10 protein-coding genes, 1 tRNA gene, 1 other RNA gene and 1 pseudogene are annotated in these 18,114 nt (G+C 49.3%); 7 read left to right on the top strand and 6 right to left on the bottom strand.

The annotated features are described in order from the left end of the window. Positions 1 to 6 precede the first annotated feature (6 nt). A complete protein-coding gene (putA, locus tag AAYN39_RS05650; protein WP_000537509.1) occupies positions 7 to 3,969 on the bottom strand; it encodes a trifunctional transcriptional regulator/proline dehydrogenase/L-glutamate gamma-semialdehyde dehydrogenase in 3,963 nt (1,320 codons plus the stop codon). A gap of 421 nt (positions 3,970 to 4,390) precedes the next feature. On the opposite strand from putA, the gene putP reads away from it, so the two are divergent. Together putP and phoH are read left to right on the top strand one after the other, a co-directional pair. Further along, positions 4,391 to 5,899: a sodium/proline symporter PutP gene (gene putP, locus AAYN39_RS05645; protein ID WP_001018468.1), complete on the top strand. Its 1,509-nt coding sequence runs from the start codon at positions 4,391 to 4,393 to the stop codon at positions 5,897 to 5,899. An 892-nt stretch (positions 5,900 to 6,791) separates the two neighbouring features. Further along, positions 6,792 to 7,580 (top strand): phosphate starvation-inducible protein PhoH, encoded by a 789-nt coding sequence (phoH, locus tag AAYN39_RS05640; RefSeq protein ID WP_000533527.1) that lies wholly within the window; start codon positions 6,792 to 6,794, stop codon positions 7,578 to 7,580. A 105-nt stretch (positions 7,581 to 7,685) separates the two neighbouring features. On the opposite strand, the gene AAYN39_RS05635 is transcribed toward phoH, so the two are convergent. From AAYN39_RS05635 to AAYN39_RS05625, 3 genes and pseudogenes are all read right to left on the bottom strand, one after another. Continuing rightward, positions 7,686 to 8,567 carry a MurR/RpiR family transcriptional regulator gene (locus tag AAYN39_RS05635; protein ID WP_000433673.1) on the bottom strand — a complete coding sequence of 294 codons (882 nt, stop codon included), beginning with the start codon at positions 8,565 to 8,567 and terminating at the stop codon, positions 7,686 to 7,688. 285 nt (positions 8,568 to 8,852) lie between these two features. After that, positions 8,853 to 10,350, bottom strand: a pseudogene (locus AAYN39_RS05630) (sodium:solute symporter). 336 nt (positions 10,351 to 10,686) lie between these two features. Then, positions 10,687 to 11,367, bottom strand: coding sequence for an N-acetylmannosamine-6-phosphate 2-epimerase (locus AAYN39_RS05625; protein WP_000054243.1), 681 nt, complete (start codon positions 11,365 to 11,367; stop codon positions 10,687 to 10,689). A gap of 506 nt (positions 11,368 to 11,873) precedes the next feature. On the opposite strand from AAYN39_RS05625, the gene AAYN39_RS05620 reads away from it, so the two are divergent. The 4 genes from AAYN39_RS05620 (at position 11,874) to AAYN39_RS05605 (ending at position 16,446) form a co-directional block, all read left to right on the top strand. Next, positions 11,874 to 13,028: an N-acetylneuraminate epimerase gene (locus AAYN39_RS05620; RefSeq protein WP_000525766.1), complete on the top strand. Its 1,155-nt coding sequence runs from the start codon at positions 11,874 to 11,876 to the stop codon at positions 13,026 to 13,028. A gap of 45 nt (positions 13,029 to 13,073) precedes the next feature. Then, positions 13,074 to 13,766: an oligogalacturonate-specific porin KdgM family protein gene (locus AAYN39_RS05615; protein ID WP_000700857.1), complete on the top strand. Its 693-nt coding sequence runs from the start codon at positions 13,074 to 13,076 to the stop codon at positions 13,764 to 13,766. 282 nt (positions 13,767 to 14,048) lie between these two features. Continuing rightward, a complete protein-coding gene (locus AAYN39_RS05610; protein WP_000560763.1) occupies positions 14,049 to 15,329 on the top strand; it encodes an MFS transporter in 1,281 nt (426 codons plus the stop codon). A 10-nt stretch (positions 15,330 to 15,339) separates the two neighbouring features. Then, positions 15,340 to 16,446 (top strand): Gfo/Idh/MocA family oxidoreductase, encoded by a 1,107-nt coding sequence (locus AAYN39_RS05605; RefSeq protein ID WP_001779729.1) that lies wholly within the window; start codon positions 15,340 to 15,342, stop codon positions 16,444 to 16,446. A gap of 151 nt (positions 16,447 to 16,597) precedes the next feature. Here AAYN39_RS05605 and AAYN39_RS05600 read toward each other — a convergent pair. Continuing rightward, positions 16,598 to 16,734, bottom strand: a non-coding RNA gene (locus AAYN39_RS05600) — RtT sRNA. A gap of 48 nt (positions 16,735 to 16,782) precedes the next feature. After that, positions 16,783 to 16,870, bottom strand: a tRNA-Ser gene (locus tag AAYN39_RS05595). Between the two features lie 235 nt (positions 16,871 to 17,105). On the opposite strand from AAYN39_RS05595, the gene ghrA reads away from it, so the two are divergent. Continuing rightward, on the top strand, positions 17,106 to 18,044 hold the full coding sequence (gene ghrA, locus AAYN39_RS05590; protein WP_000402555.1) for a glyoxylate/hydroxypyruvate reductase GhrA: 939 nt from the start codon (positions 17,106 to 17,108) through the stop codon (positions 18,042 to 18,044). Positions 18,045 to 18,114: the final 70 nt, after the last annotated feature.

The following is an 18,114-nucleotide window of genomic DNA, read 5'->3' as shown; positions in this document are numbered from 1 at the left end:
ACAGTATTAGCCAATTGTCATCAGGCTGGCATTACCGCCAGCGGCGGCAGTGTTTACGCTCAGCGAACGTTCAATATAGAGCCGTTCCAGCAGCATATTGCTTTCGCCGCGGGCGAACCCCTGTACCGACACTATCGCGCCTTCGCGGGCGGCGACGGCTTCGCACACGGTTCGCAGCTTGTCGGAGTCGCCGTGGAAAATCACCGCGTCAAACGGCTGCGCCATCAGCGTTTCCGCTTTCGCAAACTGGACACGCGCCGCGACGGCGGCGGGGAGACGTTTCGCCAGATCGCGGTGGAAGGCGTCGTCTGACCATAGCGCCTGACTGCCGACGGCGAGAACGGCGGCAAGCTGCGTCAACGCGTCCTGTTCATCATCAGCCAGGCATAACACCCGTTCACGCGGCAACAGCGTCCAGGTATTACGCTCGCCGGTCGGCCCCGGTAGCAGGCGCTGCGTGCCGGCCTGCGCCAGATCGGCGAATTGTCGGCAGAGCGTCTGTAGCGCCGGGCGATCCGCCGCCCATTGCGTCAGAGCGGTCAACGGCGCGAGTAGCGTGGTTTTAAGCTGCGCATCCACCGGGTAACGCGCATCCTGACGAGTCAGCGTCGTATTGAGCGCATTGGGCGGGCGGTGTGCCAGCAGGCGGTAGAGATAGAGCGGCCCTCCCGCTTTTGGCCCGGTGCCGGACAGGCCTTCGCCGCCAAACGGCTGGACGCCGACGACCGCGCCCACCATATTACGGTTAACGTACAGGTTGCCGACATGGGCGGAACCGGTGACTTGCGCAATGGTTTCATCAATACGGGTATGTACGCCCAGCGTTAGCCCGTAGCCGGAAGCGTTAATCTGTTCGATAAGCTCCGCCAGTTGGTTACGGTTATAACGCACGACGTGCAGCACGGGCCCGAAGACCTCTTTTTCCAGTTCTGCGAAGTTTTCCAGCTCAATAAGCGTGGGCATAACAAACGTACCGGTCTGCCATTCCTGCGCGTCATCGCTGTTTTCACGCGCGGCCTGGAAAACCGGGCGGCCTTTGGCGCGCATCGTCTGGATATGACGTTCAATGTTGGCTTTGGCCTCGCTATCGATCACCGGCCCGATATCGGTCGTCAGACGGCCTGGATTCCCCATCCGACACTCCGCCATCGCGCCGCGTAACATTTTCAGCGTATGTTCGGCGATATCGTCCTGCAAACACAGCACGCGGAGCGCGGAACAGCGTTGTCCGGCGCTGTCGAAGGCGGAAGCCAGCACATCCACGACCACCTGCTCGGTGAGCGCGGAAGAGTCGACAATCATAGCGTTCATACCGCCGGTTTCCGCAATCAACGGAATAGGGCGCCCCTGGGCGTCAAGACGCGTGGCGATGTTGCGCTGCAACAACGTCGCGACCTCCGTGGAACCGGTAAACATCACGCCGCGTACACGCGCATCGGCGGTAAGCTGGGCGCCGACGGTTTCTCCCCGTCCCGGCAACAGTTGCACGACGCCCGGCGGTACGCCCGCTTCCAGCAAAATGGCAATGCCCTGGGCGGCAATCAGCGATGTCTGCTCTGCCGGTTTCGCCAGAACGCTGTTACCTGCCGCCAGCGCGGCGGCGATTTGGCCAGTGAAAATGGCCAGCGGAAAGTTCCACGGACTGATACAGACCACCGGCCCTAACGGGCGATGCGTTTCGTTATCGAAATCGTCACGCACTTGACCGGCATAATAATGGAGGAAGTCTACCGCTTCGCGCACTTCGGCAATGGCGTTGCTGAACGTTTTCCCCGCTTCACGCACCAACAGGCCAATCAACTGCTGCATTTGGTCTTCCATCAATACCGCCGCCCGCTGCAAAATAGCGGCGCGTTCTTGCGGCGGCGTCGCAAACCAAACCGGCGCCTGATTGACCGCGTTTTGCAACGCCTGTTCAACCTCGCTTTCTGTCGCTTCGCGTCCCCAGCCAACAATATCTTTCGGTTCCGCCGGGTTGATAACCGGCGTCATCTCACCGTCGGCCACCGGTTGTTCCAGCACAGGTTTGGCCTGCCATTTCTGCATGGCGTTGCTTAACAGGGCAGAAGAAAGCGAGGCGAGGCGATGTTCATTCGCTAAATCAAGTCCGGCGGAGTTTATCCGACCTTCGCCGTACAGATCGCGCGGCAGCGGAATTTTTGGATGCGGTATGCCAGCCTGACCTTCCTGCTGCGCCAGTTTTTCCACGGCCTCGACCGGGTCGGCCACCAGTTCATCGAGCGGTAGGGTGGCATCGGCGATGCGGTTGACAAAAGAGGTGTTGGCGCCGTTTTCCAGCAGGCGTCGTACCAGATAGGCCAGCAGGGTTTCGTGTGTTCCCACCGGCGCGTAAATACGGCAGGGACGGTTAAGTTTTCCGTCCCCCACTTTACCGGTGACCTGTTCATACAGCGGTTCTCCCATGCCGTGCAGGCACTGGAATTCGTACTGACCCGGATAGTAATTTTGCCCGGCCAGATGATAAATCGCCGCCAGTGTGTGAGCGTTATGGGTCGCGAACTGCGGGTAGATCAGATTAGGGACGGCGAGCAGTTTTTTCGCGCAGGCCAGATAAGAGACATCGGTATACACTTTGCGGGTATAAACTGGATAGCCCTCCAGCCCTTCCATTTGCGCGCGTTTGATCTCGCTATCCCAGTAGGCGCCTTTCACCAGACGAATCATCAGCCGACGGCGGCTACGGGAGGCCAGATCGACTAAATAATCAATGACCAGCGGGCAGCGTTTCTGGTAAGCCTGAATCACAAAGCCAATGCCGTTCCAGCCCGCCAGTTCGGGTTCGAAGCAGAGTTTTTCCAGCAGATCAAGCGAGATCTCCAGACGATCCGCCTCTTCGGCGTCGATATTGAGACCGATATCATACTGGCGCGCCAGCAGCGTCAGGGATTTCAGGCGCGGATAAAGCTCCTCCATTACCCGATCGTATTGCGCGCGACTATAGCGTGGATGCAGGGCGGACAGCTTAATCGAGATGCCTGGCCCTTCGTAAATACCGCGACCGTTAGACGCTTTGCCGATGGCATGAATCGCTTGCTGGTAAGAGACCATATAGGCCTGCGCATCGGCGGCGGTTAACGCGGCTTCGCCCAGCATATCGTAAGAATAGCGGAACCCTTTCTCTTCCAGTTTTCGGGCATTCGCCAGCGCCTGAGCAATGGTTTCGCCAGTCACGAACTGCTCGCCCATTAAACGCATCGCCATGTCGACGCCTTTGCGGATTAACGGTTCGCCGCTCTTGCCGATAATGCGGTTCAGCGAGCGCGAAAGATTGGCTTCGTTATGCGTTGAGACCAGTCGGCCGGTAAAGAGCAGCCCCCAGGTGGCGGCGTTTACAAACAGCGACGGGCTACGGCCAATATGCGACTGCCAGTTGCCATTACTGATTTTGTCGCGAATTAACGCATCGCGCGTAGCTTTGTCGGGAATACGCAGCAGCGCTTCCGCCAGACACATCAGCGCTACGCCTTCTTGCGAAGAGAGGGAAAACTCCTGCAACAGGCCTTGCACCATACCCGCGCGACCGCTGGCGGATTTTTGATTGCGCAATTTCTCCGCCAGTTGATACGCCAGTTTATGCGCCTGCTCAGCGACAGGCGGCGACAGGCGCGCCTGTTCCATTAGCATTGACACCGCATCGGTTTCCGGGCGGCGCCAGGCGGCGGTGATGGCGGCGCGAGAGACGGATTGGGGAAGAATCTGTTCGGCAAACTCCAGAAAGGGCTGATGCGGCTCATCCTGCGGCGCGACCGGCTCCTCGCTTTCATTTGCCGCGCCGGCAAACAGCGCAGGTAGCTCCGGTAGCGTATCGCTATTTTCCAGCTTGTCCAGATAGCTAAAGATTGCCTGTTTTATTAACCAGTGCGGCGTGCGATCGATACGCGACGCGGCCATTTTGATCCGTTCGCGCGTGGCGTCGTCCAGCTTAACCCCCATCGTGGTGGTTCCCATACCCTCTACTCCTGTTATTCGCTCTATCTGCTAACCAATAGTTAGCGGAAAATATCCACTATATTGCAACTTTGTGCAACCGCGTTAAATGTGACCTGCGTTGCAAGCTTAAAAATGAATAAATTGTTAAAAAAAGAAAGTGGGAGTCTGACGGGGAAAACCATCTGGATTTATTTTCTCTGCGGTAGTTAACACTTTTAAAAGGTGCAACCGCAAAAAATGTGAGAGAGTGCAACCTGGAGAAAAATAGTATCCCTCTGCAATCAAATTTGATGTAAATGGTGTGTTAAATCGATTGTGAATAACCACCGATTCCGGCAGGATACGGTCGCCCTGGTAAACATAACACCCTTGCCACGTTCCGGCAGGGTACAAAACGGCACGCTACGGTAGTGCCAATAAATAAATTTGGAGAACCTTGATGGCTATTAGCACACCGATGTTGGTGACATTCTGTGTCTATATTTTTGGCATGATATTGATTGGGTTTATCGCCTGGCGCTCAACCAAAAACTTTGATGACTATATTCTTGGCGGTCGCAGCCTGGGGCCGTTTGTTACGGCTTTATCAGCCGGCGCGTCGGATATGAGCGGCTGGCTGTTAATGGGGCTGCCTGGCGCTATCTTTCTGTCGGGGATCTCTGAAAGCTGGATCGCCATTGGCCTGACGTTAGGCGCATGGATTAACTGGAAGCTGGTGGCCGGGCGCCTGCGCGTGCATACCGAATTTAACAATAACGCGCTCACGCTGCCGGACTATTTTACCGGTCGGTTTGAGGATAAGAGCCGAGTCCTGCGTATTATTTCCGCGCTGGTCATTCTGCTGTTTTTCACTATCTATTGCGCATCAGGTATTGTCGCTGGGGCACGACTGTTCGAAAGCACCTTCGGTATGAGCTATGAAACCGCACTGTGGGCGGGGGCCGCGGCAACCATTATTTATACCTTTATCGGCGGGTTTCTTGCCGTTAGCTGGACGGATACCGTTCAGGCCAGCCTGATGATTTTTGCGTTAATCCTGACGCCGGTGATGGTTATTGTCGGCGTAGGCGGTTTTAGCGAGTCGCTGGAAGTGATCAAGCAAAAGAGCATCGAGAATGTCGACATGCTCAAGGGGCTGAATTTTGTCGCTATTATTTCTCTGATGGGCTGGGGGCTGGGTTACTTCGGTCAGCCGCATATCCTGGCGCGCTTTATGGCGGCGGATTCCCATCACAGTATTGTTCATGCGCGTCGTATCAGTATGACCTGGATGATTCTGTGTCTGGCGGGCGCGGTGGCGGTGGGCTTCTTTGGCATTGCGTACTTTAACAATAACCCCGCGCTGGCCGGGGCGGTGAACCAAAACTCAGAACGCGTATTTATTGAACTGGCGCAGATCCTGTTTAACCCGTGGATTGCCGGTGTTCTGCTGTCTGCTATCCTGGCGGCGGTGATGTCGACGTTGAGCTGTCAGTTGCTGGTATGCTCCAGCGCGATTACGGAAGATTTATATAAGGCTTTTCTGCGTAAAAGCGCCAGCCAGCAAGAGCTGGTATGGGTAGGGCGAGTGATGGTGCTGGTGGTAGCGCTGATCGCCATTGCGCTGGCGGCGAATCCTGATAACCGTGTGCTGGGGCTGGTGAGCTACGCCTGGGCTGGATTCGGCGCGGCATTTGGACCTGTTGTCCTGTTTTCTGTGATGTGGTCGCGTATGACACGTAACGGCGCGCTGGCGGGAATGATTATTGGCGCGGTGACGGTTATCGTCTGGAAACAATATGGCTGGCTGGATCTGTATGAGATTATCCCTGGCTTCATTTTCGGCAGCCTGGGGATCGTAATCTTTAGCCTGCTTGGCAAAGCGCCGACAGCAACGATGCAGGAACGCTTTGCAAAAGCGGACGCGCATTATCATTCCGCGCCGCCGTCGAAGCTACAGGCGGAATAACCGACATGTCCGATAGCATTATTGCCATCGGATATATTTTACCAGGCGGCGTTATACGCCTGCCTGGTCCTCTGATAAGTCCCGGACCGATTGACTGAAGGTGTTCAGGTAAATGAGGACGCTCTCTCAAACTATTTTTAGCCCTTGAGCGCCGTTAACGCGGCCGTAATACGTCTCGAGTAATCACTAACTGACCATATATGAAATCGCCTGTTAATGGTACCAATAGCCTTGACGCAATAGAGTAATGACAAAAATTAAAACGAGTCAGCGTTACTGGCGTAAGTATGCCGCACAAAATTTTGCATAAATAATGCCGTTTTAGCGATGGGAGAGAGGACACGTTAATTACTCCGTTTTAATCTTTTATATGTTGAATATTCAATGGGTTATGGGTGTTTTCACCATTAATACCCATAGTAGCTAATGATTATCTTTTTTAGTCTCCTGCCAATGAAATAATTGTGTAATCTTTCTGTAAGAGACTGACAATGACGCAATAATGTTTGGTTAATGTTTGGTGAATATATTGTTGCATTATTGATGTTTTGTGTTGTACTTAGTAGTAATAGCGGTAGTTCCCCGGCAGTGATGGTCACTCACTATGGAGATCGCGAATGGTAATGTCCGCACCAGGACACATTGTTTACAGTAGTTACAACACCCTGTACGGACATTCTCTCTCCGGTGGTGGTCTTGTCATCTTAAAAGCTCTCATCATTTCCCTTACTGTCCATACCCATGACGCCATATGTGGTGCGCGTAGCCGTGTGTGGCGTCGTTTCAAAAAGCAAGCTAAGGCTTACAAGGAAGCCAACCCTCAGATGTGTGTGCGCATAATCGCGTTCAAGAGAACGCGGGTGATGTATACCTACAACTCAAGGTGCTATCCATGGGAAGACAAAAAGCAGTGATCAAAGCTCGTCGTGAAGCAAAGCGTGTGTTGAGACGAGATTCGCGTAGTCATAAGCAACGTGAAGAAGAATCGGTCACGTCACTGGTACAGATGGGCGGAGTAGAAGCCATTGGCATGGCGCGCGATAGTCGCGATACCTCTCCTGTTAAGGCGCGAAATGAAGCACAGGCGCATTATCTGAACGCTATCGACAGTAAACAGCTTATTTTTGCGACCGGCGAAGCCGGCTGCGGAAAAACATGGATCAGTGCGGCAAAGGCGGCAGAAGCATTGATTCATAAGGACGTCGAGAGGATCATTGTGACGCGTCCGGTATTGCAGGCTGATGAAGATCTTGGTTTTTTGCCCGGTGATATCGCTGAAAAATTCGCGCCTTATTTTCGTCCCGTCTACGATGTCCTGCTTAAACGGTTGGGCGCGTCCTTTATGCAATATTGTTTGCGCCCGGAAATCGGTAAGGTAGAAATTGCCCCGTTCGCCTATATGCGTGGGCGTACTTTTGAAAATGCGGTCGTGATCCTCGACGAGGCGCAAAATGTGACTGCGGCGCAAATGAAAATGTTTTTGACGCGATTAGGCGAAAATGTCACGGTCATTGTCAATGGCGATATTACGCAATGCGACCTGCCGCGCGGTGTGCGTTCCGGGTTGAGTGATGCGTTGGAACGCTTTGAAGAAGATGAAATGGTGGGGATTGTGCATTTCAACAAAGACGACTGCGTGCGCTCGGCGCTTTGTCAGCGAACGCTCCACGCATACAGCTAATATAGCATTGACTTTCAGAGCCCGGGAGACCGGGCTTTGTTGTCTATAAAGCGTCCAGCAGACTCATGGACAAAAAAGGAAAATGACGCCTGTACGTGAAGGGAATTATTTTGTCATGTCCAGGGCATTCATTGTCCGTAATTTGCTTTCTCGGGCCTGTTCCGGCGAGGACTGTACAAGAAGGGTATAGAGCAGGTCAAAGACGAAAAGCTGCGCGGCTTTCGTACCGATCGAGTCACCCTGCAACATTCCTTGCCGATTACCATTGATCAGGCAAAAATCGGCCTCTTCACATAATGGAGAACCCAGATTATGGGTAATGGCGACTGTGGTGGCGCCAGCCTGTCGGGCCAATCGGAGTGAATGCACTGTTTCTGGCGATGTGCCCGAGTGACTGACACCCATCGCGACATCGCCTGCTTTTAATAGCGTAGCCTGCATGTACATAAAATGGTTATTGCTTACCGCATCGCCCCGTAAACCAATACGCATTAGCTTGTGTTTCATATCCAGCGCCGTGATCCCCGATGAGCCCACACCAAAGATATAAACTGAGTGACAGTGACGTAGGGCGTCCACGACACCGAGAACCTGTTGCATATCAAGCAGATTTAGCGTTTCAGATAATACATTACTAATGGTGTTCTGCAATTTTAAACCAATGGCGTGGGCATCGTCGGATTCGCTAACTTCGGCATCCAGTAGAGGACTACTGTCATCAGACTCGGTAGTGGCAAGTTCAATGGCCAGGTCCATTTTAAAATCCTGAAAACCTTTATAGCCCAGGGTGCGACAAAAGCGAATAACCGTGGCTTCTCCGGCCTGTGTGTCGCGCGACAAATCGGCAATAGATGACTGTGTCACCTGTCTGGGGAAGGCTAAAATATATTGCGCAATACGCTGGGAGGCACGTGTCAGGCTTTTTTGCATAGCACCCAGAGTGTCAAGGATTTTTCCGGGTTTAAGACGTGGGGGTTGAGGCTCCATATAGTTCCTGCTCTTGAGGGCTGATTGCGGCACAAAGCCTGCAATATCGAACAGAGCAGAGCCTATCAAGTCTGCGGCATGAAAAAAAGCGCGATGTAAGTAAAGGAGGGGGAATATTTACATCGCGTTGCCAACTTATGACAGAACATCACTGGAGAGTAATCTGTTTGCTCTTACGGTGTTTATAGCGCGCCATCTGTCGGATGGTTTATATCTGGCCCGGTATTGTCGCCCCGCGCGTTGGCGTCACCGTGTGCTGTGTCGGTATAGCGTGGTATCATGAAATCATAATGTCACCTTTGGTTCAGGTTTTTCATCCAGCGTCAATGGCGGTGCCGGGGCAAATAACGGGGCGAAAATAACGCCGCTGATCACCACGCTTAGCGAGCCAATGACCCCATAAAAGAAGAAGTTAAGGTCAGTGGCATAGCGTGTGCCCAGCACGGTAATGACGCTGATAATAATTCCTAAAACCGCACTCCCGGCATTTGCTCGTTTAAAGAAAATGCCCAGCATGAACAGACCGGTCATTGGCCCTCCCATCAGACCTATCAGACTATTAAATGCATCCCAGATTTCTGATTCATCGGCCATGACCAGCCATACCGAGGCCGCGCTACTTATCAGGCCCGCGACCAGAATAACTAACTTAGCTATTTTCATACGGTTTTCTGGCGTTCCTTTTTTATGACTCAAACGCTGATAGATATCGGAATTAAAACAACTGGAAATGCTGTTTAAGCTGCTGGAGATGCTGGACTGCGCGGCAGCGAAAATAGCGGAGATTATCAACCCTGCAATGCCGACTGGCATTTCGGTGACCACGAATAAGGGCAAAATGCCGCCAGTGTTGAATCCCGCCGGTAATAATTGTGGATGTTGCTGATAGTAGACAAATAATGCCGAGCCGATAGCAAAAAAGAAAACAGGGATCACAGCAACCAGTTTGGCATTTGTAAGTAATGTTTTCTTCGTTTCCTCTATGGAGTCAGTCACGATATAGCGTTGGACCACATCCTGACTGGCAGTAAATTGCTGAATATTGGCAAACAGAAAACCAATCATCAATACAGGTACTGTGCTTTCCGTCCAGCTCCAGTGGAACTGCGTAGCCGGAAAGAATTTATCCGCCTGCTGCGTCACCGTAAAAATTTCACCAATGCCGCCCTGGACTTTGAGACATATCACTATAAAAATCAGTATCGCGCTGCCAGAAAGTAAGAGACCTTGAATAACATCAGTCCATATTACTCCTTCAATTCCCCCCCATCCAGGTATAAATGATACACATCACACTAATCAACAGTACCAAAATCACCGGGTCTATAGCGATGAAGGGGCGCAAGGCCAGCACGGTGAGGAAAGTGATAATGGCGATACGTCCAATATGAAACAACATAAATGACATGCTGGCGAACAGACGGCAGCGCACATCGAACCGTGCTTCGAGATATTCATAGGCTGATGTGACTTTCAATTTCCGAAAAAACGGAATATAGAAATAAAAAACCAGCGGTAAAATTGCGATAGCCAGATACTGACCAATGATAAACGTCCAGTCGGAAGTAAACGCTTTGGCAGGAATTGACATAAATGTAATTGAGCTTAACGTAGTAGCAAATACACTGACCCCAGCCGCCCAACCAGGAACCCGGCCACCACCGCGAAAATAATCGTCTGCTGTTTTTTGCCGTCTGGAAAAATAGACACCGACTAACATCATGGCCAGGAGGTAGCCAAATAATACAAAATAATTAACGATGCCGAAAGAATGTGTAATCATAGTTCTTTCCTGCTTATGGTTTTGAGTAGCGTTGCGGTCATCGTCTGTGTATTTTTATCTTCCCATCATTCAGACGATACGATATTCAGATCAAGCAATAGTTTTTGTTAATCTCAATGACGCTAATCATGAGATGTAAAAGGCAGAGCATTTATGCTCCACCAATGGTGATGCCCAGACGTATGTCCTGCCGGATACCTGAAATAGCAGCTATCCGATATTGCGTTCAAACAGGCTTCAGGCCTGGGTATCGTATTTGCCGATAGCATTCTTAACGTCGGATTATTCTCTGAGACATAAATATCAATAGTAAGCGTGTTCATTTTCTTTTCCTGTTCAGCGTTTTACTGCGTGACTGAACCACTGACAGATATGCTCGATACGGGTGATAGCGGAACCAACGGTAACTGCCCAGGCACCATGCTCAATAGCATTGGCCGCCAGTGCAGGCGTGTTATAGCGCCCCTCGGCAATAACACGACAACCTGCATGACTCAGTTGTGTCACCATTGCCAAATCTGGCTCAACCGGCGTGATGGGACCGGTATAGCCAGACAGTGTTGTACCAATGAATTCGATTCCTTTCTGATGGCAACTTATGCCTTCATTCACGGTTGAACAGTCTGCCATCGCCAGTAATCCATGCAGGCGAATACGTGTCAGTAAACTATCAATATCAACCGGGCGAGAGCGGAATGAGGCATCAAAAGCGATAATATCGGCACCTGCCTGCGCCAGGGCGTCAACATCCTGTAAATATGGAGTGATACGGACTGGCGACCCTGTAAGGTCACGTTTAATTATCCCAATAATAGGAACAGAAAGATGGGGACGAACAGTCCGCAGATTCTCAATGCCTTCAATGCGCACAGCGACCGCACCCGCCGAAGCCGCTGCCTGTGCCATTGCAGCCACAATTTCAGGTTTATCCATAGGGCTGCCTGGTACCGGTTGGCATGAGACAATCAGCCCACCGTTTTCGTGTACACTTTGTTCCAGCCTGGCTAATAGTGACATCCAGTTCCGCCTTATATATTTTGAAGTTTTACTCCGTTTTATATTATGTTGTGGAGTGTTGCTGCATCAAGCAAAAAGATAGAAAAATGTGAACACAGTCATAAGGTATGTTTGTCATTCAATTACTGCGCCAGCGGATTTGAGGCTATAACCTGAAGCTACAAGACAAATACAATTCATTCTGACGGCAGCATGCTGTATTTTATTAACTGCTTCCGGCATAAAGATAAAATGCTCAGAAGGAGCTTATACGCCACGGGATAGCCAGTATGAAATGCATCACATAATTCTTGTTGTATTTATTCAGAATGCAATCACTAATGAGTTTGCCCATAACAGGTCACCCATAATCACTTCTAACATCACCATAGTGTGCTTTTACCTCGCACATGGTAACCCCATGTAATTATTTTTAGCGCTTGGTCACATTTTGTCATTTTCATTGTTGAAATTATGCACCATAAGATCACTAATGATGAAGCTTTACTCCAGTTGTATTTCTTCGCATGGGGATGCAGATGAAAAATTTTAAGAAAATGATGACGCTAATGGCGCTATGTTTATCAGTTGCTATCACCACATCAGGATATGCAACCACGCTTCCTGATATACCAGAACCACTGAAAAATGGTACTGGCGCTATTGATAATAATGGCGTGATTTATGTCGGCTTAGGTACCGCAGGGACATCCTGGTATAAAATTGATCTTAAAAAGCAACATAAAGACTGGGAGCGTATAAAGTCGTTTCCTGGTGGAGCTCGTGAGCAATCCGTGTCGGTATTTTTAAATGATAAGCTGTATGTTTTTGGTGGCGTAGGGAAAAAAAACAGTGAATCACCGTTGCAGGTTTATAGCGATGTGTACAAATACTCACCGGTGAAAAATACATGGCAAAAAGTTGATACTATATCTCCAGTTGGATTAACAGGGCATACGGGAGTAAAATTAAACGAAACGATGGTACTTATTACCGGAGGGGTTAATGAGCATATCTTTGATAAGTATTTTATTGATATAGCGGCTGCGGATGAAAGTGAAAAAAATAAAGTCATCTATAATTATTTTAATAAACCTGCCAAAGATTATTTTTTTAATAAAATCGTATTTATCTACAATGCTAAAGAGAACACATGGAAGAATGCCGGTGAGCTGCCAGGCGCGGGGACGGCAGGATCGTCATCGGTAATGGAAAATAATTTCTTGATGCTGATTAATGGTGAGCTCAAACCGGGTTTACGTACCGATGTGATTTACCGCGCCATGTGGGATAACGATAAGCTAACATGGTTGAAGAACAGCCAGTTACCGCCATCGCCTGGAGAACAACAGCAGGAAGGGTTGGCCGGAGCATTTTCGGGCTATAGCCACGGTGTCCTGCTTGTCGGTGGTGGCGCGAATTTTCCGGGAGCAAAACAAAATTATACTAATGGAAAGTTTTATTCCCACGAAGGGATAAATAAAAAATGGCGAGATGAAGTCTATGGTTTGATTAATGGCCATTGGCAATATATGGGTAAAATGAAACAACCTCTCGGCTATGGTGTATCAGTAAGTTATGGTGATGAAGTTTTCCTTATTGGTGGTGAAAATGCTAAAGGGAAACCTGTTTCGTCTGTAACCTCCTTTACCATGCGTGATGGTAATTTATTAATAAAATAATTTTTTAAATACAAAAATAAAGTTAATTGATAAGCGGAGTATTTTATGAAAATCAACAGATATCTTCTGGGTATGGTTTCGTTTATAGCATTTTCATCATATCTACAAGCGGCAACCCTTGATTATCGGCATGAATATGCTGATAGAACCAGAATTAATAAAGACCGTATTGCTATAATTGAAAAGCTTCCTAACGGCATTGGTTTTTATGTCGATGCCAGCGTTAAATCGGGAGGAGTAGATGGTGAGCAGGATAAGCATTTAAGCGATCTCGTCGCAAACGCTATAGAACTGGGCGTAAGTTATAATTATAAAGTTACGGACCATTTTGTTTTGCAGCCTGGATTTATATTTGAAAGCGGTCCAGACACTTCAATTTATAAGCCTTATTTAAGGGCGCAATATAATTTTGATTCTGGTGTTTATATGGCTGGTCGTTACCGTTATGACTATGCAAGGAAGACAGCTAACTATAATGATGATGAGAAAACGAATAGATTTGATACTTATATAGGTTATGTTTTTGATGAGTTGAAATTGGAATATAAATTTACCTGGATGGATAGCGATCAAATTAAATTTGATAACAAAAAAACAAACTATGAACATAATGTGGCTTTAGCCTGGAAACTGAATAAGTCATTTACACCATACGTTGAGGTCGGAAATGTAGCGGTGAGAAATAATACCGATGAGAGACAGACCCGTTATCGCGTTGGATTACAATACCACTTTTGAGAAAGGTTAAAGAGTTACTGTACTAATCTTTGCTTAGTATTCATATCGATAATCTTATAGCCCGTAGCTACGTTACAGAACGTTAGACTTTGTCTTGAGTATTCACGTCCTTAACGTAGCTACGAACAAGGATGATAAACAATGAATATACGCCTTACATAGCTACGATCTCAGGCGGTTGTCGGAAAGTGCCGGTTGATAGTGTCTTATTCGGCAATTGATATGACTTAAAAATTAATTCCGTAAGCATTTCAGACGGTAACAGCAAATAAGGGTTTTATTGTGATAGCAAAATTCTTCCCGTGGTATAGCGAGATAACACGTCCACAAAAAAATGCTTTATTTTCAGCATGGCTGGGTTACGTTTTTGATGGCTTCGACTTTATGCTGATTTTCTACATTATGTATCTGATCAAGGCTGACTTAGGATTGACAGATATGGAGGGCGCATTCCTTGCCACAGCGGCCTTTATTGGGCGACCATTTGGCGGGGCGCTATTTGGTCTGCTGGCAGACAAATTTGGCCGTAAGCCGTTAATGATGTGGTCGATAGTTGCCTATTCTGTAGGTACAGGGTTAAGTGGCCTGGCTTCCGGTGTAATTATGCTGACGCTTAGTCGTTTTATTGTCGGTATGGGGATGGCGGGGAAGTATGCTTGCGCTTCTACTTATGCCGTGGAAAGTTGGCCAAAGCATTTAAAATCTAAAGCGAGCGCATTTCTGGTTTCAGGTTTCGGTATTGGTAACATCATAGCAGCCTATTTTATGCCGTCATTTGCCGAAGCGTATGGTTGGCGTGCTGCTTTTTTTGTCGGTTTGCTACCCGTTCTTTTAGTAATCTACATCCGGGCCAGGGCTCCTGAATCTAAAGAGTGGGAAGAAGCCAAACTCAGTGGTCTCGGAAAGCATTCACAAAGTGCCTGGTCAGTTTTCTCTTTGTCAATGAAAGGGCTATTTAATCGAGCTCAATTTCCACTGACATTATGTGTATTTATTGTTCTGTTCTCTATTTTCGGCGCAAACTGGCCGATCTTTGGTCTACTGCCTACATATTTGGCGGGAGAGGGCTTTGATACGGGCGTGGTCTCTAATTTAATGACGGCGGCGGCATTCGGCACTGTATTGGGAAATATCGTTTGGGGTCTGTGCGCAGATAGAATTGGTTTGAAGAAAACGTTCAGCATTGGTCTTCTCATGTCCTTTTTATTCATTTTCCCGTTATTCAGAATTCCGCAAGATAATTATTTACTGCTGGGCGCATGTTTATTCGGTTTAATGGCGACTAACGTAGGTGTTGGCGGGCTGGTTCCCAAATTTCTCTACGACTACTTTCCTCTTGAGGTTCGTGGTTTGGGTACCGGGCTTATTTATAATCTTGCTGCGACATCAGGCACATTCAATTCAATGGCGGCGACCTGGCTTGGAATAACAATGGGGCTAGGCGCTGCGCTAACGTTCATTGTTGCTTTCTGGACCGCAACAATTCTACTCATTATTGGCCTATCCATTCCGGATAGACTAAAAGCACGTCGTGAAAGGTTTCAGTCAACAAAAGAATTTTAATAGAGGATAAATGATGACGAAATACGGTGTTATAGGTACAGGTTATTTTGGCGCTGAACTGGCGCGATTTATGTCTAAGGTTGAAGGGGCGAAAATCACTGCGATTTACGATCCGGTAAATGCGGCTCCGATAGCGAAAGAGCTGAACTGTGTCGCCACTTCAACGATGGAGGCGCTTTGTACCCATCCTGATGTGGATTGCGTAATTATTGCTTCACCAAATTACTTACATAAAGCGCCGGTCATTGCGGCGGCTAAAGCGGGTAAACACGTGTTTTGTGAAAAACCTATCGCCTTAAATTACCAGGATTGTAAGGATATGGTTGATGCCTGCAAAGAAGCTGGTGTTACCTTTATGGCGGGTCACGTTATGAACTTTTTTCACGGGGTTCGCCACGCTAAAGCGCTCATCAAAGCCGGTGAAATCGGTGAAGTTACACAAGTTCACACTAAACGTAATGGTTTTGAAGACGTGCAGGATGAGATCTCATGGAAGAAGATTCGCGCAAAGTCAGGTGGGCATCTGTACCATCACATTCACGAGCTAGATTGTACACTGTTCATCATGGATGAAACCCCATCCCTGGTTTCAATGGCGGCGGGGAATGTTGCGCACAAAGGTGAAAAATTTGGTGATGAAGATGATGTTGTCCTAATCACCCTTGAGTTTGAAAGCGGTCGTTTCGCGACACTTCAGTGGGGATCATCGTTCCACTACCCTGAGCACTATGTATTAATTGAGGGCACGACAGGTGCAATTCTCATTGATATGCAAAACACGGCTGGTTATCTAATAAAAGCGGGCAAAAAAACACACTTTCTTGTGCATGAAAGCCAGGCGGAGGATGATGATCGTCGCAACGGTAACATATCCAGCGAGATGGATGGCGCAATCGCTTATGGTAAACCCGGTAAACGTACGCCGATGTGGCTCTCATCAATTATGAAACTGGAGATGCAGTACTTGCATGATGTGATAAACGGTCTGGAGCCAGGCGAGGAGTTTGCTAAATTGCTAACGGGAGAAGCGGCGACAAATGCCATTGCTACCGCTGATGCTGCGACGCTTTCTTCAAACGAGGGGCGCAAAGTTAAACTCACTGAAATTCTTGGCTAAAATTTAAAGCCGGATGGTGGTGTTATTGGCCGGTGGCGCTGCGCTTATGTAGACTGGATAAGGCGCCCGTGAACTGTGCCGCCATCCGGCAATGGACGGGGGCTTAATGCGAAAAAAAGCCCGTACATTCGTACGAGCTCTTTCTTAAATATGGCGGTGAGGGGGGGATTGACTCGCTGCGCTCGCCCTTCGGGCAGCCCGTTCGCTGCGCGCCCGGTCTGTCCAACTGGCTGCGCCAGTTGTCGAACCCCGGTCGGTGGTTCTCATCCCCCCTTGGTTTGGGGGATACATATAAGCAAAAAGCCTGTACTTCTGTACAGGCTCTCAACTTGAAGATGGCGGTGAGGGGGGGATTCGAACCCCCGATACGTTGCCGTATACACACTTTCCAGGCGTGCTCCTTCAGCCACTCGGACACCTCACCAAATTGTCGCTCCAGCATTACTGGAACGGGCGCTAATGTAGGGAAATATCCTTTCTACGTCAATCAACTTTTTTAAAAAAAAGCGCTTTTATACAAACTTCCATCAATCTGTGGCTTTAATAAGCGAAAACTGCTTTTTTTGCCCGCGCCGGGAAATTTGCTATGCTGCACATCCCGTTGAAAACGCTGATAACAGGCGCAATCACATTCCGCACAATACTGCTCAGGAGATAACATGGAGATAATTTTTTATCACCCGACATTTAACGCCGCCTGGTGGGTAAATGCGCTGGAGAAGGCTCTCCCACATGCGCGCGTTCGTGAATGGAAGGTCGGTGATAACAACCCCGCAGACTATGCGCTTGTATGGCAGCCCCCGGTTGAAATGCTGGCCGGAAGACGCTTAAAAGCCGTCTTTGTGCTGGGCGCGGGGGTGGATGCAATTCTGAGTAAATTAAATGCGCATCCGGAAATGCTGGACGCCTCCATTCCTCTATTCCGTCTGGAAGATACCGGAATGGGCCTGCAAATGCAGGAGTATGCCGCCAGCCAGGTATTACACTGGTTCCGTCGTTTCGATGATTATCAGGCGCTGAAAAATCAGGCGCTATGGAAACCGTTGCCGGAATATACCCGCGAAGAGTTTAGCGTCGGTATCATAGGCGCAGGGGTACTGGGCGCAAAAGTGGCAGAAAGTCTACAGGCGTGGGGGTTCCCGTTACGTTGCTGGAGTCGTAGCCGCAAATCCTGGCCTGGCGTGGAAAGTTATGTAGGGCGTGAAGAACTGCGCGCTTTCCTGAACCAGACGCGGGTGCTGATTAATCTGCTGCCGAATACGGCCCAAACGGTAGGAATTATTAATAGCGAATTGTTGGATCAATTGCCGGATGGCGCTTACGTGCTGAATCTCGCGCGCGGCGTTCATGTTCAGGAGGCGGATCTGCTGGCTGCGCTTGATAGCGGTAAGCTAAAAGGCGCGATGTTGGATGTCTTTAGCCAGGAACCGTTACCGCAGGAAAGTCCATTATGGCGCCATCCGCGAGTCGCCATGACGCCGCACATTGCGGCAGTCACCCGTCCGGCGGAAGCCATCGATTATATTAGCCGCACCATTACCCAGCTGGAGAAGGGAGAGCCGGTGACGGGGCAGGTGGATCGGGCGAGAGGATATTGATATCAACCCGGCGCGGGCCGGGTTTCGCTAAAAAACGCTGGCGATACCTGCTATCCTTGTCGGAAATGAC

The organism is Salmonella sp. K21076 (genome assembly GCF_039650795.1).
Lineage (GTDB): Bacteria > Pseudomonadota > Gammaproteobacteria > Enterobacterales > Enterobacteriaceae > Salmonella > Salmonella enterica.
This window is presented reverse-complemented; position numbering and strand designations above follow the sequence as displayed.